15 protein-coding genes and 1 tRNA gene are annotated in these 22881 nt (G+C 58.1%); 8 read left to right on the top strand and 8 right to left on the bottom strand.

All coding sequences use genetic code 11. The annotated features are described in order from the left end of the window. Positions 1-28 precede the first annotated feature (28 nt). The 4 genes from UH5x_RS18325 to UH5x_RS18310 form a co-directional block, all read right to left on the bottom strand. On the bottom strand, positions 29-766 hold the full coding sequence (locus UH5x_RS18325; RefSeq protein WP_482636019.1) for an ExbD/TolR family protein: 738 nt from the start codon (positions 764-766) through the stop codon (positions 29-31). 70 nt (positions 767-836) lie between these two features. Continuing rightward, entirely contained in the window at positions 837-1322 is a 486-nt protein-coding gene (locus UH5x_RS18320) for an ExbD/TolR family protein (RefSeq protein WP_047816653.1), read from the bottom strand. Further along, a complete protein-coding gene (locus tag UH5x_RS18315; RefSeq protein WP_047816652.1) occupies positions 1322-2026 on the bottom strand; it encodes a MotA/TolQ/ExbB proton channel family protein in 705 nt (234 codons plus the stop codon). Before UH5x_RS18315 ends, UH5x_RS18320 begins: the two co-directional genes overlap by 1 nt. A gap of 213 nt (positions 2027-2239) precedes the next feature. Beyond that, positions 2240-3238 carry a hypothetical protein gene (locus UH5x_RS18310; RefSeq protein ID WP_047816651.1) on the bottom strand — a complete coding sequence of 333 codons (999 nt, stop codon included), beginning with the start codon at positions 3236-3238 and terminating at the stop codon, positions 2240-2242. A gap of 171 nt (positions 3239-3409) precedes the next feature. Between UH5x_RS18310 and UH5x_RS18305 the strand changes: the two genes are divergently transcribed. Continuing rightward, positions 3410-3482 (top strand) — tRNA-Phe (locus UH5x_RS18305). Positions 3483-3688: 206 nt separating this feature from the next. Here the strand turns inward: UH5x_RS18305 and UH5x_RS18300 are convergent. Then, positions 3689-5380 carry an alanine/glycine:cation symporter family protein gene (locus UH5x_RS18300; protein WP_482633266.1) on the bottom strand — a complete coding sequence of 564 codons (1692 nt, stop codon included), beginning with the start codon at positions 5378-5380 and terminating at the stop codon, positions 3689-3691. Between the two features lie 153 nt (positions 5381-5533). Here UH5x_RS18300 and UH5x_RS18295 point away from each other — a divergent pair, with 153 nt between their 5' ends. Then, the gene (locus UH5x_RS18295) at positions 5534-6868 is read left to right on the top strand and encodes an alkaline phosphatase family protein (protein ID WP_047816649.1); all 1335 of its coding nucleotides are present in this window, start codon (positions 5534-5536) and stop codon (positions 6866-6868) included. Positions 6869-6893: 25 nt separating this feature from the next. Here the strand turns inward: UH5x_RS18295 and dusB are convergent, their stop codons facing one another. Then, positions 6894-7988, bottom strand: coding sequence for a tRNA dihydrouridine synthase DusB (gene dusB, locus UH5x_RS18290; RefSeq protein WP_047816648.1), 1095 nt, complete (start codon positions 7986-7988; stop codon positions 6894-6896). Between the two features lie 77 nt (positions 7989-8065). Here dusB and UH5x_RS18285 point away from each other — a divergent pair, with 77 nt between their 5' ends. Then, the gene (locus UH5x_RS18285; protein WP_482633265.1) at positions 8066-9421 is read left to right on the top strand and encodes a glycosyltransferase family 4 protein; all 1356 of its coding nucleotides are present in this window, start codon (positions 8066-8068) and stop codon (positions 9419-9421) included. On the opposite strand, the gene UH5x_RS18280 is transcribed toward UH5x_RS18285, so the two are convergent. Beyond that, positions 9415-11121 (bottom strand): hypothetical protein, encoded by a 1707-nt coding sequence (locus tag UH5x_RS18280; protein WP_047816646.1) that lies wholly within the window; start codon positions 11119-11121, stop codon positions 9415-9417. The genes UH5x_RS18285 and UH5x_RS18280 overlap by 7 nt on opposite strands. Positions 11122-11223: 102 nt before the next feature. Here UH5x_RS18280 and UH5x_RS18275 point away from each other — a divergent pair, with 102 nt between their 5' ends. From UH5x_RS18275 to UH5x_RS18255, 5 genes are all read left to right on the top strand, one after another. Then, positions 11224-12117, top strand: coding sequence for an FkbM family methyltransferase (locus UH5x_RS18275; protein ID WP_236696603.1), 894 nt, complete (start codon positions 11224-11226; stop codon positions 12115-12117). Beyond that, a complete protein-coding gene (locus tag UH5x_RS18270) occupies positions 12114-13490 on the top strand; it encodes a lipopolysaccharide biosynthesis protein (RefSeq protein WP_482633264.1) in 1377 nt (458 codons plus the stop codon). The genes UH5x_RS18275 and UH5x_RS18270 overlap by 4 nt, the downstream gene beginning before the upstream one ends. After that, a complete protein-coding gene (locus tag UH5x_RS18265; protein ID WP_482633263.1) occupies positions 13483-14436 on the top strand; it encodes a glycosyltransferase family 2 protein in 954 nt (317 codons plus the stop codon). The genes UH5x_RS18270 and UH5x_RS18265 overlap by 8 nt, the downstream gene beginning before the upstream one ends. 10 nt (positions 14437-14446) lie before the next feature. Then, positions 14447-16330, top strand: a complete 1884-nt coding sequence (locus UH5x_RS18260) for a sulfatase-like hydrolase/transferase (protein ID WP_482633262.1) — start codon at positions 14447-14449, stop codon at positions 16328-16330. 203 nt (positions 16331-16533) lie between these two features. Then, positions 16534-22347, top strand: coding sequence for a DUF11 domain-containing protein (locus UH5x_RS18255; protein WP_482636018.1), 5814 nt, complete (start codon positions 16534-16536; stop codon positions 22345-22347). Here the strand turns inward: UH5x_RS18255 and UH5x_RS18250 are convergent. Then, positions 22318-22866 carry a hypothetical protein gene (locus tag UH5x_RS18250; protein ID WP_047816642.1) on the bottom strand — a complete coding sequence of 183 codons (549 nt, stop codon included), beginning with the start codon at positions 22864-22866 and terminating at the stop codon, positions 22318-22320. The two genes, UH5x_RS18255 and UH5x_RS18250, sit on opposite strands and share 30 nt — an antisense overlap. Between the last annotated feature and the right edge of the window lie 15 nt (positions 22867-22881).

The following is a 22881-nucleotide window of genomic DNA, read 5'->3' as shown; positions in this document are numbered from 1 at the left end:
GTGGTGGGGACGAGCGTCAAGAAAAGCGTCAATCAAAACCGTCGACTTCGGTGACCTGCAGGGCGGCGAAGCCAGCGATGGTGCCAGCGTCCATGCCATCGACCAGAAACTGGAGCTTGGCGTTTTCGTGAATCTTGATGTTCAACTGCATGCCATCCCGATTGTCGCCCACCGCCTCTTTCAGGGCGCTGATCAGATTCTGCTTCCCGGGTGTTTCTTTTTCCCACTCGGGAGCGAGAACCAGGAAGCCGCCGTTCTCGTCGATTTCCAGCTCGACCGGATCCTTCTCGTCCGTTTCTTCTGGGTCGTTGTTCGTACTGGGAAGTTCGGATTGCTGGCGAGGCATTTGAATCGATTTCTGCAACGAGAAACTCGCCGTGACCATGAAGAAGATCAGCAGCAAGAACGTCACATCGACCATCGGTGTCATGTCGAGTTCACCGTCGTCACGTTTTTTACGCGGTGGCAGGGCATCGTCATCGTCGTCCAGGTTGAACGCGGCGGGCTCCACGCCCTCTGAGACGGCCGCGAGCTCGTCTCGCATCGCGGCATGAGCGGGACTGCCGAACCCCGCCTCTTCGGCTTCCGCACCCACCGTGGCTTCGACGACGGGCTCCGCTTCGAAGGCATCCATCGCAATCGGTTCCGCTTCCACGAGCTCCACCTCAACCGGTTCGGCTTCCGCCACAACGGGAGCTACCGGGATCGTGATTGGTGAATCGCAACCAGGGCATCGAATTTTTCGTCCGCCCAAGCGTTCGTTCACAAGACGTGACTCACCGCAGGAAGGGCACTCAAATTGGATTGACATCTTTGTCACTCAAAACGGATGCGGGTTACTGTTCTTTAACGGCGATGTAGGTGAATTCCAAATCTTGAAACGCATCCCCGACGATTTTCTGAACCCGGGTGACCTCGGACACCTTCACCTCGGCGTCCCCGAGCAACATCACTTGGTTCTTGTTCGTTCCGATGGACTTTTCCAATTCGCCAGTCAGGTATTCAACGATCTCGCTGGTTGCGGTCTCTTCGTCTTTGCTGAATTCGCTGCCGTCGTAGCGACGCAAAATCGCGGGAGAATCACCGCCGGCGGGCTCAATGAAAATGACCGCTGAATCCTTGGCCGAAATGGCCAAGCCGTTGGTGGCTTCCGGAATCTTTCCCGTTTGCGTCGGATCCATCTTGGAAGCGACCACAAAGAAGATCAGCAACAGGAACGTGATGTCGATCATCGGTGTGATGTCCATCTCCTCCTCAGGTCGCTTCTTCCGAGGCAGCGCTGGTTCGTCATCCTCATCGTCGTCAATGAATCCCTGACTCATCATCGCACCCCAGCAGTGACTTCGGCGCTAGCGGAGGCACCGTTTTTGGCAGCGGCACCTTGTGACTTGGCCAGCCCAACTTTGAACGCTTCGAAGAACCGCTGCAGACCGGATCCGAGCAAATCTTCCATCTTCGCAATTCGAATCATCACGGTGGCCACCAACAACATCAGTGGAATCGCGATCGCCAAACCACTGGCGGTCGTCACCAACGCGACTTGAATGTCGCCGGCGAGCGCCGATGGTTCGACCTGCTCGGCGGTGGCCAGCGTTTTAAACGCTCCCATCATTCCGAACACCGTCCCGAACAACCCGATCATGGGAGCACTTTTGATGACGGTGCTGACCCAGCTGAGTCGGTACTCGAGGTCACTCATCACGTCGCGTTGAAAGCGGTCCATCATGATTTGCTTGGCGCGTTTGAACCCTTCTTCGCGATTGACGACGGCCATGTCGATCATTTGTGGGATCGCTCGAACGTCTCCGTCACAGTATTCGTGAACACCTTCGTAGTCGCCCGCTCGCAACATTTGCTCAACGTCGTCCATGAACGCGTCCTGTTGTTCTTCCGTCTTGAATCGTTTCTGACCGACCCGGGTCCACACGATCACGATCTGATACAGCCCCCAAAGTGCAACGGCAGCCAGCGCCAGGTACGTTGAGTTGGAGATGATTTCGTACAGCGAAGTTTCAGCGAGCAACAACGTTTTGTCCTATGTACTTTCAGAGTGATGCGATTGTTTGGTTGGGATTCGGTTGGGCGTCTCGCTGACGAGACAAGTCTGGTTCAGTGTCAGTCCGCGTTGATTCCCGCGATGGGAATCTCACGATCCGGTGTGAGCGGAGAATGGGAACGAGGAGTGGAGACAACAAAGGCTGCCGCGTTCCATTGTGGTTACCCGATTCGAAATTTCACGTCATTTGCCTTTGCGATAGCGTTGTTCGACCACCTCAAATTGGTACCCGCTTCCGCTGGCAGTGCTTTGAAAGACCGTTTTGGCAATGGAAACGACGCTGGGATGCCCTTTTTCCCTGGCGTATTCCAGTTCGATATGAGCCAATTCGTTCTCGAGTTGTTCCGGGATGAATTTCAGCATCTGACGGCCGTTGACGTTGATTCCGGCCTGAGTCAGCAACGTCCGATCGAATTGCATCAGCGGGCTGGGCGTCGTCCACATGAAATACAGCCGCTTTTCAGCCTCACTGTCGTCGACGTGCCGCGACTTCGGCTTGCCAGCCAAGTCGCTCGCGTAATCGACCCCTTGGACTGATCCACCGATGGAACCGAGCTCGATTTTGTAGTAATCCAATTGGCTGGCGTAGGGCTTCAGCCCTTTGGCCGAAAAATTCAATTGCCAACGCTCGAATCGAGGGATGATGTCTTCGCCTTCCCCCTCGGGGCCTGGTGGACGGCTGTCCCCTTTGCCCGTTCCCGCGGTGCTGGCTGTGGCACTGGTGTTCATCGTGTCCAAGGCACCAGCGACGCTGCTGACCGCGTCAGTCACCGCTTCGATGGTGTCCTGCAGAGTGGGCTCCATCAGCTCCTCGACTTCTTCCGCCCCTGGCGGCTCAAAGTCACGCTCGAAACCTTCGGCATTGTCGGCACGACCGGCCGCATTTTCTTCAATGGGCGGGAAAGACTTCACTCTCTCTGGCATTCGCATCGTCAGCCAGACGATGAACAACATCACGACAAAAGCCCCGATGAACAAAATCAGGGACATGAACAGCGAGGTCACCACGTCGAATTTGCTGGTCCGCAAACGCTCCCGTTCTTCCAAACGCTGCTTCTGGATCTCCGACATGCCCCCTGAACTGACAGACCCCGCCCCCTGCGACGCACCGTCGTTGCTCGTGGAAGTCGTTTTTTCGTCGATCTGCGGTTCGTCGATCACATTTTGATCGGAAGAAGCCATATTCAGTCCTTGAGCAAGGAACGACCAAATCGTTGGCCAGGAAAAGTGTTTTGAAGAGGCCGATTGACGACGACACCCATCATAGCGTACTTTCCTACCTTGTCGCCGAGGAACTTGTTCTTTGGCGCAAGCAAACGGTAACATTTGTGAGGCAATTTGCCTCCAAATCACGGTTAGATAGCTCAGTTGGTAGAGCACGGCCCTGAAAAGGCCGGTGTCGGCGGTTCGAGCCCGCCTCTAACCACTTTCGCCTTTCACGACTGCACCACGCAGACGATGAAAGAGCTTCTCAATCGCGGCGATCCGCCGCTTGGAATCAAACCTCGGTTTGAATCAATTCCAGCCTTCCCCCGCGGAACGAATACCGGGGTGAATCGGCAATCACCGGATTCCCCACCAGCCGCCGAGATGCCCCGGCGGCCTGTTTCACTTGGCACGCAGGCCAACCGGCTACTTTCTGCCGATGGCTTCCAGGTACTTGCTCAGTTCGTCGCGAACCTTCGGGAACAGCAGGAACAGCCCAATCATGTTGGGAAAGACCATCGCAAAGATCATCGCGTCCGAGAAATCGATGACAGATCCCAGCGAAACCGCCGCTCCGATCACCACCACCACGCAGAACAGCAATTTGTAGGACAAGTCCGCTGCCAAGCTGCGTCCAAACAGATACTTCCACGACTGCAGACCGTAGTAAGACCAGGAAATCATGGTCGAAAACGCGAACAGAATGATCGCGATCGTCAGCAAGTAGCGAAAACCGGGCAACACGCTGTCAAACGCGGCCGAGGTCAAATCCACCCCACCCAAACGAGCACCGTCGATCAGCACCATGCTGGACTCGACCTGCCCCCACTCGAACGAATTGTCTGCGTTGAACAAAACGATCACGATCGCGGTCATCGTGCAAATCACGACCGTGTCAATGAACGGCTCCAGCAACGCCACAATGCCCTCGGAGGCGGGAAAACGCGTCTTCACGGCGGAGTGAGCGATGGCAGCCGAACCGGCCCCGGCTTCGTTCGAAAATGCCGCCCGACGGAACCCTTGGACCATCACGCCCAGCAAACCGCCAAAGCCAGCCTCCAGCGAAAACGCACCGGAAATGACTTGCCCGATCGCCCAGGGCACGTCCTGAATGTGCATCAAGATGATCCCGAGTGCCGCGATCACGTACATCAACGCCATCAATGGCACGACCTTCTCGGTGACCTTCGCGATTCGCTTGATGCCGCCGATGATCACAATCGCGACCAAGACTGCCATCACCAAACCGATGATCGTTCCGGAGGACCCAGTGTCGGGCAAATTCAGCAAGGATTTGATCTGCTGAGCCGCTTGGTTGGACTGAAACGCGTTGCCTCCGCCAAACGATCCACCCACACAGAAAATGGCGAACAACACGCCCATCACTTTTCCGAGTGGTGCCAGCCCGAGTTCAGCGAGCCCCTTTTTCAGGTAATACATGGGTCCGCCATGGACCACACCATTGGCATCCACGTCGCGGTATTTCACGCCCAAGGTGCATTCAACAAACTTGGTCGACATGCCCAGCAAACCGCAGACGACCATCCAGAAAGTCGCCCCGGGACCTCCGGTGGCAACCGCGACGGCCACACCCGCGATGTTCCCCAGGCCAACCGTTCCCGAAACCGCGGTCGCCAGAGCCTGGAAGTGCGAAACCTCGCCTTCACCCTCGTCACGGATGGTGTCGACCAAGTCACCATCCACCTCCATGACCTCAACCCCCGTGGGGATCGTCTGGCCTTGTTTTTCAATCTCGTCAAACTTCCCGCTGACCACCTCGATCGCCAACGGAAACAACCGCAGGTTGATGAACCCAAACACGATCGTGAAGAACAACGCTCCGCCGACCAGCAAGATCAAAACCCATGGCAGGGGACCCACGCCCGGCAATTCCACACTGTAAAAAACAATGCTGCCCCAGGTGTCGGCGATCGGCTTGAACCATTCATCGACCTGCTGGTCCAGCCCCAACGCCGGTTCAGCGACCGACTCCTCCACCACCTCCTCCGAGGTCACTTCTTCTTGCGCGAATGCAGCCGCTCCCCCCACCCCGAACAGGGCAACAATTAAAGTGGCGATTCTTAGCAAGCTGAAACGAGCGAGCTTTGACAACAACATGAAGACTCCTGTACGAAGGACTGATTCGAACCAAACTGATGGGGAGATGGGCCATAGGATAGTGAATCCTTCGCAAACGCGTCGGGGGTTTGTCACCAGCGATGTGCCAAGAAACGCTCGAAAGCGGATGAACTCGCAAAAAAGTAGCCTTACGTGACAAAACTCTGCATTCTGAACGTCGTTGGATTGACCCCCAAACTGCTTCGCCACGCGCCCAACCTGGCCGCGATGGGAAATCACCGGCCCTGGACCAGCCCGGTTCCGGCCGTGACCTGCACCAGCCAAGCCACCATGCTGACCGGGCTTGCCCCGCGAGATCACGGCGTCGTTGGCAACGGCTGGCTGTACCGCGACACCCAAGAAATCCGCTTCTGGCAGCAAGCCCGGACGTTGATTGAAGGCGACGTTTTTTATGATCGCTACGAAACGGCCAAGATGTTTTGGTGGTTCAACCAATCCACCACCGCCCAGTACGGGGCCACGCCCAAACCTCACTATGGATGCGACGGCAGCAAGGTCTTTGACATCCTGGATTGGTCTGGCTGCAATCTCACGGAGAAACTTGGCCCCTTCCCGTTCTTCGGTTTCTGGGGCCCCGCCGCCGGCATCGCCTCAAGCGAATGGATTGCCCAAGCCACCGCACTCGTGATGCGAGAGAAGCAACCGCAACTGACGCTGTGCTACCTGCCTCACCTGGATTACGACTTCCAGCGGTTGCCCCACCATGATCCAGCCCGAGTTGCCGAGGTCGATGCGGCCGCGGCAAAGGTCATCGAGGCCGCCGGCGAAATCGGCGCCCAAGTGGTTGTCGTCAGTGAATACGGACTCGTTCCCGTCGACACCCCCGTCGGCATCAACCAAATCCTGCGTCGCAACGATTGGCTGAAAGTCCGCCGCGGCCCCTTCGGCGAAATCATGTTGCCTGGCGAAAGCGATGCCTTCGCCGTCGCTGATCACCAGTTGGCCCACGTCTACGTCCGCCGCCCCGAACTCATCCCCACCGTTCGCAGCACCCTGGAACAAACCCCCGGCATCGCCGCGGTCGTCTCCCCCGGCGACCTGCAACTGGATCATCCACGAAGCGGTGAACTGATCGCGTTGGCCGAACCGAACGCTTGGTTCACCTACTACTACTGGCTCGACAACGCGAACGCACCGGACTTTGCCAGAACCGTCGACATTCATCGCAAACCGGGCTACGACCCGTGCGAACTGTTCCTGACCAGCAAACTTCGCGCGGCAGCACGGTTGGCTCAAAAGAAAGCAGGGCTCCGCTACAAAATGGATGTGATCCCGCTCGATCCAACGCTGGTGCGTGGCAGCCACGGCGTCCTCCCCGCCGACCACAACGATGGCCCCCTGATCATCGGCCCCAGCGAGCTGCCGGAAACCATGCAGGGCTTTCCTCGCTACGTTGAGCAGCTCCTAGCTCCTCGTAGCGGAAGTCGTCAAGACTTTCGGCTTTCCCGCAACGAACGAAACTCTTGACGAGTTTCGCTACCCTAAAATCGAGTTAGCAAGCGTCGCTGGAAACACTCTCGGCGTCCTGCGACTCCCGCTTGGGGTCGTGCAGCGGGAAATACTCCTCGACCACCGAATGAAATTCTTCGGCCGAAGAAACCTTGGCGACATGAGTCCGGAAGTAACGGGCCCCGTGTTTGCCTTGGGCATAACAACACGCGTATTTGCGCATCAGCACGGTTCCCTTCTCTTCGCCAAAGCGATCGACCACCAATTGGTAGTGCTTGAGCATCACGTCGCGCTGCTCCGGCAGAGTCGGCTCGGGCGGAATCGGTTCGCCCCGCAGCGCCGCCGCCGCTTGCGAAAACAACCACGGCCGGCCCAGGCACGCGCGGGCGATCATGACCGCATCGACGTCGTACAACTCAAACGCCGCCACCACCTTTTCAGCGCTGTCCAAATCGCCGTTCCCGATCAACGGGATGTTGCGGAGATGCGATTTGATTTCGCTGATTCGTTCCCAGTCCGCATTGCCACGGAACATGTCCGCCGCCGTCCGCCCATGAACGGTGAGCGCCGCCGCCCCCGCTTCTTCGACCACCCGTGCGATCTCGTTGCAGTTGATATTTTCGCGACTGCACCCCAAACGGATTTTCGCCGTCACGGGCGTCGGCGCACACACCTCCACCAATCGCGAAATGATCGCATGCATCCGACTCGGTTCCCGCAGCAGGTAGCTTCCGCTGTGAGCTTTTTCAGTCACCTGCCGAACCGGGCAACCGAAGTTGATGTCGACGACGCTGACACGGTACTCCTCTGCCAACCGGCGACCGACCTTGGCCATGGTCTCGGGATCGTTGTCCCAAATCTGAACTGCCAGCGGCCGGGGTTCGTCGGCCACCCCCCACAATCGATCCGGATGTTCGGCTTCGTTTTCATCCAACCAAACGAACCCTCGAGCGTTGACCATTTCCGTGGCCAGCAGCCCGGCACCGCCGAATTGACGTACAATGTGGCGAAACGCAGCGTTGGTGAACCCAGCCATGGGCGCCTGCAGAATCGGTGGGTCGATGACCAAGTCACCAATCCGTAGCGGCGGCACGGTTCGCGTGGGGGCGGAAACGGGCGTGGCGTCTTTTTCAATCATTCGACGGTCGATTTTCGCGGCGGTTTGTTTTCACCTCAGTTTATCGTCGCCTTGCATCATTGGCGAATCGCCCGTTCATGAATCCAAAGCCTTTTCGCGTCGGCCTGGTCGCTTGGCACGCCCTGCCAGCCATTGTCCCCCCCGCAGCGGCTCACCGAAACGTGGCGGAAACAAGCGATGGCCGGATCGCGACGCAATCCGCCCCCACACGCTTTGGTGAGACATTCGGCGGACTCGAAACCGCGATGTGGACACTGGCACGGCACCTCGCCCACCAAGCAGACATCGAGCCAATCTGCTTTCTAGAAACTGACCGCCCGAGAAATGGTTCCATTGCTTGGCCCACGGAAGTCCAAGGGGTCAAGCTCGACATCAGCGTCAATCGTTTTCGAGCGATTCGCCACGCGGTGGGAGATTGCATCGACACAGAATCCAAACGCATCCAGCGTTTCTCCCCTCACTTGCTCTGGCAATTGCCGCTTCTGGCCGTGACGCGTCCTTTTCGATCCCGCGATCCCATCGACAGCCAACCGGACCCCCGCTTGGTCGGCAAATCAATCGATGCCTGGATCTCATTTGGAGTCAGCTCTTCCAGTTCGCGAGTGGTGGCAACCGCAACCCTGGAACAAACGCCGAGCTTCGTTTGCGTCCGCTCCAACGCAGGCTTGGAAGACGGGCTGGCAACTGACACGGAATACCGCAATGAATGCGGCGAATCCTCTTCCGCACGTCGATTTGCCTTGCTGCAATCAGACCATGTGGTCTGCCAAAGCCAATGGCAAGTGGATCGGTTGAAGCAACTGTTCGATCGAGACGGGTTGCTCTCTCGCAATCCAATCCATCGCGAAGATTGGCAACCGCCGTTTCCGATGCCGGCGCCGGAACCGTTCACCCAACCGTTCGACGTTCTTTGGATCGGCCGCTACGACGACTTCCACAAACGCCCCTTGCTGATGCTAGAAGCTGCCAAAAAGCTTCCGCATCTGTCGTTCAAGATGATCGCCAATCCGTTCGACCCCGACATCGAATCTCGCGTCCGCCAAGAAGCTCCCGAGAACGTCGAGCTGATTGACCGGGTTCCGTTTGCCCAGATGCCGGCCGTGTTCGCGGCGGCCAAGTTGTTTGTGTCGACCGGAAGTCGAGAACACGAGGGATTCCCAAACGTCCTGCTGCAAGCGGCCGCCTCCCACACTCCCATCGTGTCGCTTTCCGACCACGACGATTTCCTCGTTCGATCAGGCGCTGGAGCGGCCTGCGGCGAGTCCATGGAAACGTTCACGCAAAGCATCGAAGAGCCATTTCGACGCGATGCGACTGATTGGTCACGCGTGGATGAATACCTGGATCGTTTCCACGACGCTGGCGGTCGAGCCGCCGAATTCGCGAATTGGATCCGTCGTTCGATTTCCTCCCCGACGGATTGCTCTCACTGAGCCACGAAAACGTGTTTGGGATTCACCGTCAGGTACCATTCCATCCAGGCTCGCTCCGCTTTGCGAAGCTCAACCTCGGTCGGTTTGTCGGGCATTTCAAAGCCCTCAAATTTACGGCTGATGAATCGCAATCCATCTCTCGCATAACGACGCACCGAAAGATCGGGATCGCTGAGTGCATAGATGAGCGCCGGGACCACCCGCATGTCATCGCTCTTGCCTAGCAAACGAGCTGCGACGCGGCGGGCTTGGTAGGACTGACTGCCTCGAACCAGCCGTTCCAATCGATCCAGTTGAGCACGCAAATCTTTGGGATCCGTCGCTAACTGCATGTCCTCAGGCAAGGACTTTCCCTCCAGTGCTTCGTTGCCGTCATCTTCGAGTGCCGACAACAAATCCAACACCGACGCACCGACAGGCTCCCCTTTGATCTGCGAACCTTCCCGCCGAATCTTCGTCGTGTCCTTTGGAAGTGATCGCCCACCTCCCAATGTCCCCGAACTGGCTTTCACGATGGCCCGTTTGGTGCTTCGGATCAGAAACAAAACCGAGAACGCGGTGCTGACGGAACTGGTCGTGTAGGAACCGCCAGGCCAACTTGGTCCTTTGCGAACTTCCTTCAGGTACTCGACGCCGCTGTTGTACCAAGCAGGACTGGGATTGATTTCCGACTCAAATGCCATCTCTCGAAAGCTTTCGTATCGCTCCAGCGTGTACAGCTGATAGTAGGGCCAGATGCTTCGCTTCACGCCCGGGTCAGCTGAATTTTTGCCCAGATAACCTTCACAAGCTTGAATCGCTGCCACGACAGGTTCTTTCGGCATCTTGGGCCGTTCCACCTTTTTCAGGCTCTGCCCTTCTTTGAATTCTTTCACGGCTTTGGGCAATCCGACCAGTGCGGAAGCTTCCCCGCCCAAACTCTCACCCCACATCCGGAGGATGTCGGTCCCGATCAGCAGAGCGCTTCCTCCGGCCACAGCCATCGAGGGAGTGACACCACCTTGCTTGACCCGATTGTTCCCTCCCGGGTCAATTCCCTGGTAGGGCCATCCACCACCTGGGTCTTGGACGCGAAGCAGCCAACCAACCGTTCGGCCGACGCCTTTGTAATCGATCTGGATTCCCGCTCGATCCAGGGTCCAAAGCGCCAGCATGGCATACTGTGTTTGGGAAACGTCCCCCGTTTTCTCGCCCACGTAACCGTAGGCACCGTTGCGGTATTGAGCGTTTCGGAAGTAGCGATCGATCTGTTTGAGTTCCGACTTGTATTTTTCTGCGTCCACTTCAGCGAGCAACAGCGTCGCCGCAGCAACGGCATACACCGTTTTGCTGCTGTGCCCGCCGGGGTCAGGAGCCCCAAGCTTCGAAACCAAGGTCCGCGACGAAGAAATACCTTGCTGAACCACCGGATCGGTCGGGTCGTGATTGACCTTCATCGCCGCATACCCCGTCAACGCATGTTCGCCGAATCCACCCGTGAAAGCGGTCGTCAACGCGTAAAACGTCTTCTGGCGTGCGTTCGTTCGCAGGGATTGGACACCGCCATCGACCAGGGCCTGGATTTCAGGATCCTCGGGCGTGTACCCATGCGCAGCGCCACAGAATGAGAGCAAACCACCTAGCGATACCAAGCATGCGACACACAACGTGGCAATAGAACCGGTCTCTCGTTTTCGCATTTGGTCTTCGGTGGGTACCATGAGGTTCCTTCGGACAGAAAAGTCTCTTCGACAAGGCCAAAACGCGACTCGTTTTGACGGCCGCACTATCCTAGCACGACAGCGGATCGATTGAAAAGAAAAGTGCCCCCTCGACCAGGCAAGGAATCAAGCGGATTCGCACGCCTTCTACCAGGCAAAATCTGGCGTTTGCTGGGTCGATGCTTGGTTCCCAACACCCTGCATCACCACCTCCAGTGGCGGGCCGACCGCCTGGGCCAGAAACTCTCGCTCGGGGAGAAAATCCGATTGCGATTTCGGCTTTTGATCGAGCCCCAGCCTCTGACATGGCTCACCTGGCATGAGCTGACTCACCCGGTGGCGATTCGCATCGGAACGTCGGACGAATACGTCTTTGAGCAGATTTTCTTTGATCTGGAGTACAAAATCGACGTTCCCACGCCGAACACGCTCCTCGATGCGGGTGCCAACATCGGCCTGGCGTCCGTCTGGTTCGCGAACCAATTCCCCAAAGCAAACATCGTTGCGATCGAACCCGACCCTTCCAACTTTCGCGTGTTGGAACAAAACGCAGCGGCCTATCCACAAATCCATTGTCTGCAGGTTGGTTTGTGGCATCGAAATGCGATGCTGGAACGAATCTCCGAGGACGCGCAGCCATGGGCATACCGGTATCAAGAAACCGCCCCAGTCGCTGAGACAGATTCATCCGCGATCGAATCGGTTGGGTTGGACGAGGTCGTGAACCAGTACTTCGACGGGAAAATCGACCTTCTCAAAATGGACATCGAAGGCGCAGAAAAAGAGGTCTTGGCCGTCGGCGGGCAGTGGGCTGATCGAGTGCAGACTGCCATGATCGAGTGCCATGATCGCTGGGTCCCCGGTTGCGAAAAGGCAATGGCCGAACGCTTCCCACCCGACGAATTTGACGCCCGACAAAATGGCGAGAACACCGTGTTCGTTCGCCAAGTGAAATCCCATCCCCCCGCAGACTCAGGGAACCAAACGTTCTCATGAGTTCGAGTGAACCGCCACCACGACGATCCTGGCCTCGTCGCACATTGAACCGTTTGGAAGTCGACCGCGCCACGTTCTACGCCGTCGCGACTCGTTACTGGCAGTTTCTTTCCGGCCCGATCACCCTTTGGCTGGTGGTCAAATACTTCTCGCCGGAGATGCAGGGGTTCTACGTGACCTTCTGGTCCGTGATCGGACTGCAGATGTTCTTTGAACTGGCGTTCCCACAAACGATCGTCACGATGACGAGTCACCTCTGGAGCAAGCTTGATCTCGATGAAGATCGACGGTTGATTGGCGACGAGGATTCGATCTCGCGATTGACGCATCTGATGCGCATCTCGACCGCCATGCAGGTTGGACTCGCCGTCTCCTTTGGATTGCTGGCAGGTCTCTTTGGGCTGTGGTTCTTTGCCGACGACGTGGCAGCGGACCAATTGGTTTGGCGTGCACCCTGGTTGACGTTGGTTGGCCTGTCTTCCTGCGCCTTCGCGCTGATCCCGTTTCTCGCGGTGCTGGAAGGATGCGACCAAGTCCGCGAGATTCACAAGCTCAACCTGGTACGAGGCATCGCGGGCAGCATCGCCGTTTGGATCGCCATTCCGCTGGGGGCAGCTCTTTGGATCCCGGCGTTGGCAACCGCCGTTCGTTTGATTTGTGAACTCGGCTGGTTGCTTGGCAGGTACCCAAGATTCTTTGCGACGTTTGCCCGCCGCCCCACAGGTGCATCCATCGCTTGGCGAAAAGAAATCTGGCCCTTTCAGTCCAAACTCATGCTGAAAGGTCTTTTCAATTACTTCAATGCCGATGTCATGCTACCGGTGTTGTTCCGATACCAAGATTCAGTGGTGGCGGGTCAATTCGGATTGACCTGGAACATCCTGCAGTCGCTGCGTGGTGCGTGCTCCTCGTGGGTCCGGACTCGCACACCTCGGTTTGGTGTCTTGATCGCCGAGCAGAACTACCAAGAACTGGACCGGATCTACTTCCGAGTGGGCAAAGTCGCCGCGACTCTGATGGCGTTGCTTGGCGTCTGCTTTTTGAGCGGCGTGATCGGGCTGGATCTGATTGACTTTCGATATGCGCATCGTTTCTTGCCGGCCTTGCCGACCGCATTGTTGATCATCGGACTGTGGGCTGCATTGATCATCGAATTCCAATGGATTTACCTGCACGCTCATGGAAAATCACCGTACCTTGCGATCAGCTTGGCTGGCTGCATCACGAGCGGTTTGGTGATTTGGGGGATGGGAATTCAGTTTGGAGCCGTCGGCGTCAGTGCGGCCTTCCTACTGATGCACGCGATCGTTTACCTGCCGCTTTCCACCCTGGGTTGGATCCATCTGCGCCGAGATTGGCATCGCAATGAATGAATCCAACTCACCTTCGCCACCCAAAATTTCAGTTCTGCTACCGGTCTTCAATGCGAAGAAGACTGTGGGCGAAACGATTGGCAGCATTTTGGGGCAGACCGAAGCCAACTTTGAGTTCCTCATCCTCGATGATGGATCGACCGACGGATCTTGCGACGTTGCACTTCAAGCCGCCCAGAACGACAGTCGGGTGCAACTGATCCGGCAGAGCAATGCGGGCATGGCGGTCTCACTGAACCGCTTGATCGACCAATCACGTGGACAATACTTGGCCCGAATTGACGCTGACGATGTTGCCGAACCCACTCGATTCGCAACGCAGGTCGCTTACCTCGACGCTCATCCCGATTGCGTGTTGGTTGGTTCCGCCGTTTTAAACATCGACGGCGAAGGTGATCCCTATGGTGTGACCATCCTGCCCGCCGATCACGACGCGATTGAGGCAAGGTTGCTTTCGGGTGCCGGTGGCGTCATGCATCCGTCCACCATGCTTCGTCGTGAGGCAGTCATCCAGACCGGCGGCTTCGCTTTGAATTACCCCGTCGCGGAAGACCAAGATCTCTGGCTACGCCTCGCTCGAATCGGCCGCCTTGCGAACCTGCCTGAACCGCTCACCCGTTACCGAGTTCACCCTCAAAACATGTCGTTTGTTCGGCAAACCGACGGAGCGGATGCACTGGACCGGCTGCTCGCGAAAGCTCATGCAGATCGTGGGTTGCCGTACACCCCGTCCACCAATCAAGCGTCCGCGGAGACAGTGTGCTCAGCCTGGGACCGGCAACGCACCTGGGCCTGGACGGCGGTTCAAGAAGGCTACCTGTTGACCGCCCGCAAACACGCTCGACGTCTGACACGTCAAAGGCCCCTGGACACGCGCGCGTGGAAACTTTTGGCTGCCTCTCACTTCCCTCGATTGTTCGCATTGCTTCGATCTAAATCGAGCTAACCCCTTGCGAATGTCTCCCCAACCAACACCTCCAGACGACGCTCGCTTGCTTTGGCAACAACTGCTGTGGGCGACCTTCATTGGGTGCGCCGTGCTGGCGACAACAAGTGGGCATCGATTTGTTGTTCCGAGCGAGACAGACGCCTCCATGTCGGGGCTTTTCATCGCGGCATGGCGAGTCTTTCAAGCTTTTGCTCCGGTCGCATTTCTGCTGTATCTCGGTCGTTGGAAGTTGTCGTGGCATCGATGGATCTTGGCCTCGATGACATTGTGGTGGGTGTGGGTCTTGGCTGACCTGTTGGTCTTTCATTGGATTGGAATCCGTTTGATTTCCACCGATGCATGGAATCTGTTTTCCACGCGAGTGTCAAGTCTGGTGCCTTATGTCACCCTTGGAATGCTGCTTCGATTGACATTCTCGATTGCCGGATTGTTTGCGATTGGATGGACCTGCCACTGGTCGGTGCATTCCTTGGCTCGAACCTTCACGACCCGAAATTGGCAACTGAGCATTCGTGGAGCAACTTATGCGTGGACGCTTTGTGTCCTGATGACGGCGATCCCAGGATTGGTCACTTGGTCGTCGACTCAAAACAACATGACAAGCGCCCCCTCACGCCATGCCTTGGGTGTCACCGGTTGGTTCGATGACCCTGGTGCTGATGCGCGGACGAACGAACAACAGGTCATCCCAGTTCCTTTGTTCACAGCAGCGGATGTCACGCGACGCACCCGCCTGTTTCGCTTCAATGTGGTGCAAGAAACCCGACCGCTGCCGCCCGACATCCTGCTCGTCGTGGTCGAATCGCTCCGACCCGAACTGGTTCATCCGTCGGTCATGCCCAACATTCATTCGCGAGCCACGCAGGGACTGTGGATGCACCGCCATCATTCCGGTGGCAACGCCAGTTCTCTGGGGCTGTTTTCTTTGGTCAACGGCCTGGATGCGATCTGGTTCTATCTCGCGGACGTTCGTTTCTCTCCCGCAATGAATCGTTTGTTTGAGCAAGCGGGTTACGAACTGGGATTCTTCGGAGGCGCCGAAGACTGGAACGCCTTTCAAATGGATGCGTTCCTCCATTCGGATGTCTACGACACCTTCAAGGTTGAACCGCGGGACGGTTTGGCCTCGGAACAACGTGCCATTGAGTCAGCTCAGATGTTTCTGTCTGACACTGAAATGCCAGAGGGCGAACGACACTCGCCTCGTCTCGCGGTGCTGTACCTCTACGCCACACACGCACCGTTCCTGGTTGACTCCCAACACGTGCGAGACCTCCCTTCGGCGGGCACGGACTATCCCTTGCCGTTTGGCCCCGATTCGCGAACAGCGGTTTGGAATCGCTATCGAAACTCAGCCAGAACGCTGGATGCCATGATTGCCCCGTTGTTGCAAGATCCAAACCGACTCGTTGCGATCGTGGGCGACCACGGCGAATCCTTTCTCGATGACGGAACCATCGGCCACGGAACTCGTCTCTCATCCGCACAAGTCCGAACTCCCGCCATCGTTTTCGGGCCGGACGTCGTCCAGCGAGAAATTCGCTTCAACACCAGTCACGCGGATCTGTTGCCCACACTGATCTCCCTCGCCGGAATTCGGGTCAGCGATCCCGATTCCTTCGATGGTGTTGATCTGTCAGCGGAATCTCCTCGTCCCCGAATCCTCGCCATCGCGGACTACTTGAGACCGCAAGCATTGCTGATTGACTCAACGATGATCGATTCCGAGATTTTCGGGTTGCAGTGCGAACTGGCCCTGCGGCCGCCTGAGGTTCAAATTCTGGGGCCGAAGGATGCGCGAGGACATTCACTCGCCTCGCCGAGTCGCTTGCCATCGTCACGCGTCCTCCATGACTATCTCCAGCAGGCGTTTGGCGAGTCCAGGCAATAGACGACCGTTGTGTGACCCACAAACGATCGGGCCGCTGCGTCACACACATCTCAAACTGGCATATCTTCCCCGCTTCACCCAGGCCGCTTATCTTCTCCATTCGTCGTGTGATGTCACACACAGCTTGCAGGCCCCCCAGAAAAGCAGTGACGATGAGATTCCCCAGTCGCAAACCACGGACAGATTCCCGTTCCACCATTGGAATGCACCGAGGCCGGCGTCGATTGTTGTTGGAATCCCTTGAAAATCGGCGGTTGTTGGCGGTGGCGTCTGACTTGGTGACGATCCAAGGGCAGGTCACGGACAGCTTCCTTGGGGGCAACTTTGAAGACGTCGCCTTGGATCTGTTCCGCGATGATGGCGATGGGGTGTTCGAACCCGACACAGACGACGTCGAAGTCAACATGGCCATGGCAGATCCCAGTGGGAACTACCAATTCACGGGCGTGACCGCGGGTTCCTACTTTGTCTTCCAGCCCGCTCAGACCGTCAACGGTCGCTCGCTGCAGCAGCAAACTTCGCCGTTGATCACGGTGACCACCACGCAAGTGGCCGGGCAATCTTTCCAAACCATCGACTCCTTCCAAACCACTCAAAGCGTGGAAGACACGGTCACTGATGGGACTCCGGTCACGTCCACGCAAGCCGCGGCCGAAGCCATCGGCGGCTCACGCGATTTGTTGGTCGACAAAACCCAAGGTGGCACGGGCGACATTGGCACAGTGGCCATTGGCGTCAACCAAGCCGTCTCCCCGAACTTGCTCAGCTTCGATGCCAACGGGTTCGCCGACGGAAGCCGCTTGGTCATCTGGGACGGGGCCGGGGACGACGCTGCAACCGTCGACGACGACGGCTTGGGTGCCATCGATTTGACCAACGGTGGTTCCGCAACCGGACTGCGATTTGTCATCGGCTCGGTGACCAGTGGCACGGCGCTGATCCGACTTTACAGCGACGATGGCATCGCGGGCAGTCGAACCCTGGTCAGCCAAGCCACGCTGACCATTCCCGCCCTGCCAACGCAGCCCACTTCGGTGGAGTACATCCCGTTCACCGACTTCCAAACCATCAGCGGAAGTGGCGCCGACCTGACCCAAATCGGTGCGATCGAACTCGAAGTCAGTGGCGGCCCCGACTACGACGCGATCGCCGACCTGCTCGGCACCGTCGGCCCCACCATCATCGTCCAGAACATCGACAACGCTGGCGAAGCGGACTTGGAATTGACCAAGACCCTGATCACCACGGAACCCACGTTGAACGAGAACGTCGTGTTCGATGTGGTGGTCACCAACAACGGCCCCGATCCCGCAACGGGCATCGTTGTGACGGACCGCATCCCCGCGGGAATCATCAACACCACCGGAACAACCTCCACAGGAACCTTCACGCCCGGCACGGGACTTTGGACCATCCCAAGTCTCGCCGTCGGCGCGACGGCCACGCTGCGACTGACCGGGCAACTGGACAGCCTGGATCCGCAAACCAACGTGGCGGAAATCACAGCGGCCGAACAACTCGACGCGGACAGTCCCCGCGACAACAACGTGCTGGCTGACGACGATCAAGACGCCGCGACCGTGACCGCGACGCGGGTTGATTTGCAGTTGTCCAAAGCGGTTTCCGATAGCCAACCCAACGTCGGCGACGAGATCACGTTCACGCTGACGTTGCAAAACTCATCGCTCGACACGGCCACCGACGCGACGCTCAGCACCGCCACAGGGATTGTGGTGGAAGACCGCTTGCCCGCTGGATTGACGCTGGTTGGCAACACGCCCAGCGCCGGCACTTCGTTCAACACGTCAACGAACCGTTGGTCGATCTCATCGCTCGACGTCGGCGGACTGGCAACATTGGAACTGGTCGCTCGCGTTGACCAAGCCGGTGACTTCACCAACGTGGCGGAAGTCCTGGCGGTCACCCAAACGGATCGCGACAGCACTCCGGGCAATGACTTGATCGATGAAGATGACCAGGATGAAGTCCTCCTCCAAACTCCGGTCGCCGACCTTTCGCTGACGAAGACCGTCTCCAACGAAACACCCACGGTCGGCGAGAACGTGACCTTCACAATCACGGTCGACAACGAGGGTCCCAACGACGCAACGGGGGTTCAAGTTCAAGATCGCCTGCCAGCCGGATTGACTTACGTCAGCGATGTGACCTCGTCTGGAACTTACGATTCAGACACGGGACTTTGGACGGTCGGCGATGTGACCGCTCCCAACCCAGGCAACCCAATCCCGGCCATGCCAACCCTGCAGATCATCGCACGTGTCGACAGTCTCGGGATCAAGACCAACTCGGCCACCATCACGGCGTCAGACCAGAGCGACCCTGACAGCACTCCTGGTGCAGGTGCTTCCACCGAGGACGACACCGACTCGGCGACACTGACCCCCAATGCGATCGACTTGCAATTGACCAAGACGGTCACACCGGCCCGCCCAGAGCCCGGCGACACAATCACCTACACGATCACGTTGTCCAACGCCGAAACCAGCGTTGCGATTCCGATCACAACAGCGACCAACATCCAAGTCACCGACCTGCTTCCAAGCGGACTGATTTTCCAGGACGCCCAAGTCACCGACGGCACTCATGTCGACGCCACGGGAACATGGACGGTCGATTCGCTGGCGGCCGGAGCAAGCGAGACGTTGACCCTGACCGCGATTTTAGATCCCGGTCGCAGCGATCTGTTCGCATCCATCACCAACACCGCCGAGATCACGCAGGCGGCCCAGTTCGATCCTGACAGCACGCCTGACAACCAAGACGCGACCGAAGACGATCAAGCGTCCAGCGCCGTCACTCCCGCACAAGCCGATTTGTCACTCACCAAATCCGTCGACAACACCAACGCTGACGTTGGCGAAAACGTGACCTTCACGATCACAGCTCGCCACGCCAGCGGAGATCCGTCGGGCCAGTTCATCGTCCTGGACTCGCTGCCTGCCGGGCTGCAATACGTCGAATCCACCGCCTCCATCGGCACCTACGACGAGAACACCGGTCGCTGGACGGTCCCCGAGCTGGACGCTGACTCCGGAACCGCCGCCCCGTCGTTTGCCACCCTCGAAATCGTCGCCACAACGCTTTCCCGGGGCACACTGACGAACACTGCCGAAATCATCCAAGCCACGCTTCCGGACCCCGACAGCACGCCAGGCAACGGATTGATCGACGAAGACGACCAAGCCGCAGTGAGTCTACAAGCCGAACAAATCGATTTAGAACTGTTCAAAACCGTCGACAATCTCACACCACGCTTGGGCGAAGCCATTCAGTACGAAATCGTCATTCGCAACGAGGGCTTGGACACCGCCACCGGAGTCATCGTCGAAGAGAACTTGCCGATCGGCCTGACGTTCATCGATGCCACACCGACAACGGGCAGCTTCAACTCATCCAACGGTCGTTGGACAGTCGGCGAATTGGCCCCCTCCGGAACGGCGACGCTGATCGTCAACGCTCGCGTCAACAACAATGTCACGTCGGACTCACCGACGATCACCAACCGCACCGAAGTCATTGCGGCGGGGCAGATCGATTCGGACAGCACGCCGGACAACAACGAACCGGCCGAAGACGACCAAGCCAGCGTGACCGCTCGCGTCGAGTTCATTGATCTGTCGTTGGAAAAGACCGTCGACAACCCGTCCCCCAACGTCGGCGACCGCGTTGCCTTCACGATCACGTTGACCAATGATGGCGAGACCGCCACCACGCGAGACACAGCAACCAACATCGTGGTCCGCGACTTGCTTCCCGCGGGAATGACTTACGAATCCAATTCTCTCAGCGACGGCACCTACGATTCCGACACGGGCGAGTGGACCATCGACTCCTTGGCCGATGACGCGACTGCGACGTTGACCCTGTTTGCAATCGTCGACCAAGTTGGAACACAAACCAACACCGCTGAGGTCGCTTCCGTCGATCAAGACGACATCGATTCCACGCCCGACAACAACGTCGCGGCGGAAGACGACCAAGCCAGTGCGAGCATCACCACGCCGGTCATCGATCTCTCGCTCACACAGACCGCTTCCCCCGAACGTCCCGCCATCAACGGCGAAGTCACCTTCACGCTGACGCTTCGCAACGATGGTCCCGACGATGCCACCGGAATCGTCGTTCGCGACTCGCTTCCCGATGGATACACCTTCACATCCTCGTCGCCCGCCGGTGCATTCAATGCAGCGACCGGACTTTGGACGATTGGTGATTTGGCATCCGGCGAAGAAACCACGCTGGAGCTGACTGGCACCATCGGCGACGTGGAAACACTCGAAAACCGAGCCGAAGTGATCGCTGCCGAGCAAGCCGACCAAGACAGCGTTCCTGACAGTGGATTGGATGACGGCGAAGACGACACCGCCACCGCCATGGTGACCCTTGCGAGCGCCGACCTTTCGCTGACCAAGACCGTCGACAATGCCTCGCCCAACTTTGGCGACGCGGTCACCTTCACGATCACCGTTCGCAACAGCGGCCCCGACCCAGCGACCGGAATTCGCGTCCGTGACTTCTTGCCCGCCGGAATGGACCTCACCGACCAAACCACTTCCGACGGCACCTACTCGCCGGTCACCGAGATTTGGATGATCGATGAGCTCACATCTGGTCAAACCGCCACGCTGACACTGACCGCAAACGTCGACTCCGAATCGTTGCAAACCAACGTGGCGGAGATCATGGCCAGCGACCAACGCGACCCAGACAGCACGCCGGGCAATGGCGACGTCGATCCAGCCGAGGACGACCGAGCCTCGGTGGACGTCCAAGCCCAGCTGATCGATCTGGCGCTCAGCAAGACGGTGGACGGCACCCGTTTCGACTTGGACGACCCGGTCGAATTTGAATTGACCGTTTCGAACACGGGACCAACGACAGCCACCAATGTCGAAGTCGCCGACTCATTGCCCGCCGGGCTGATCTTTGTCTCTTCGTCGACCGCCAACGGAGGCTACAACCCTCAGTCGGGCACTTGGTCGATCCCGAGCATCCCCAGCAACGAATCGGTCACGCTGACGCTGAACGCATCGGTCAATCGAGACGCGATCACGGACGACCTCCTTCGTGACGGCATCACCAACTTTGCCGAAGTCGCCTCGGCCGACCAACCTGATCGCAACAGCGTGTTTGGAAACGGCGACGTCAACGAAGACGATGCCGACTCCGCGATCCTGATGATCGCACGTGCGGACTTGTCGTTGACCAAGTCCGTCGACATCTCGGATCCCAATCGCGGCGACACAGTCCAGTACTTGGTGACCATCACCAACGCCAACAACGACCCTGCGACCAACGTCGTGATCCGGGACATTTTGCCCGGTTCGCTGAACTTCCAAGACGCGACGCCAACCCAAGGCACCTTCAACGCTGGAACAGGTCTTTGGACCTTGACTCGCTTGGAACCCAATCAATCCGCGACGTTGCAAATCAACGCCATCGTTGAGCAGTCTGGATCGGTGACCAACGTGGCCGAAATCATCCAGTCGGATCAAATCGACCCGGACAGCATTCCAGGCAACGCGAGTGCCGACGAAGATGACCTGGCTTCGGTCCAGATCACACCTCAAGTGGTCGACGTCAGCGTCACCGCGACGGTGGACAACTTGGAACCCGAAGTCGATGACATCATCACGATCACCTTGACCGCCGCCAATGCCGACGGTGTTTCGGATGCCACCGGCGTCGTCATCGAATCCTTGTTGCCCGATGGGTTGACGTTGGTACCACCGGTCTCACCGCAGCAAGGCACCTATGATCCCGCGACGGGCCTGTGGAACATCGGCCCCTTGGCGTCCGGTGCAAGCGTCCAGTTGGTCCTGACCGCACGCGTCGACAATCGCGGGTTGAAAACATTGAACGCCGAGGTCACGCAAACCGACCAGTTCGACGTCGACAGTGTGCCTGGCAATGGCGATCCAGACGAGGACGACCAAGTCGCTCTTGAGATCCGAGCCCCACGTGTCCTATCCAAGCGGCTGTTTTTGTCTCGCTGAGACGATCCCACATCCGCTGCATGACGAGCACCCGCCGCCGCAGCCACCGGCGTCGGCGGTGCCGCACCCCGGTCCGCAACCGGTTTGCATCAAATCACTCAGCTCGATGCTCTTGACTTCGGCTTCGTAGCGGCGAACGATCGCATCGGTCAGCTCGCGGCCAAGTGCATCCGGTTCCCCCAAGAAGTGCATCACCAGCGTCCCGCCGTCGAACAATTGATCGACGTCCAACAAAACCGCTGACGATTCGCTTTCCGCCAAAATCGCTTGGCATTCGCGAACCGCGCGAACCTTGTGCCGCTGCAAACGCTCGATCAGAAGATCATCGTTGTGTGTGGTCGGCCGGAGGATTTCCAGGGTGGTGGGTGTGCCGTCATCGTCGCAAACCGACAATGCTTCGGCCAATTCCACCCCGCGGGGTGTTCGCACCAACACTCGCCGGCCACGTTCGATCCGTCGCTGGGCACGAGCCAGGTAGATTTCTCCCGCGAAGCCGATTCGAACATGGTGCGTTATCATGTCGATCAGTCTAGC

The sequence above is a fragment of the Rhodopirellula sp. UH5 genome (assembly GCF_056839225.1).
The sequence above is the reverse complement of the archived record's forward strand: the minus strand, read 5'-3'. Positions and strand labels throughout refer to the sequence as shown.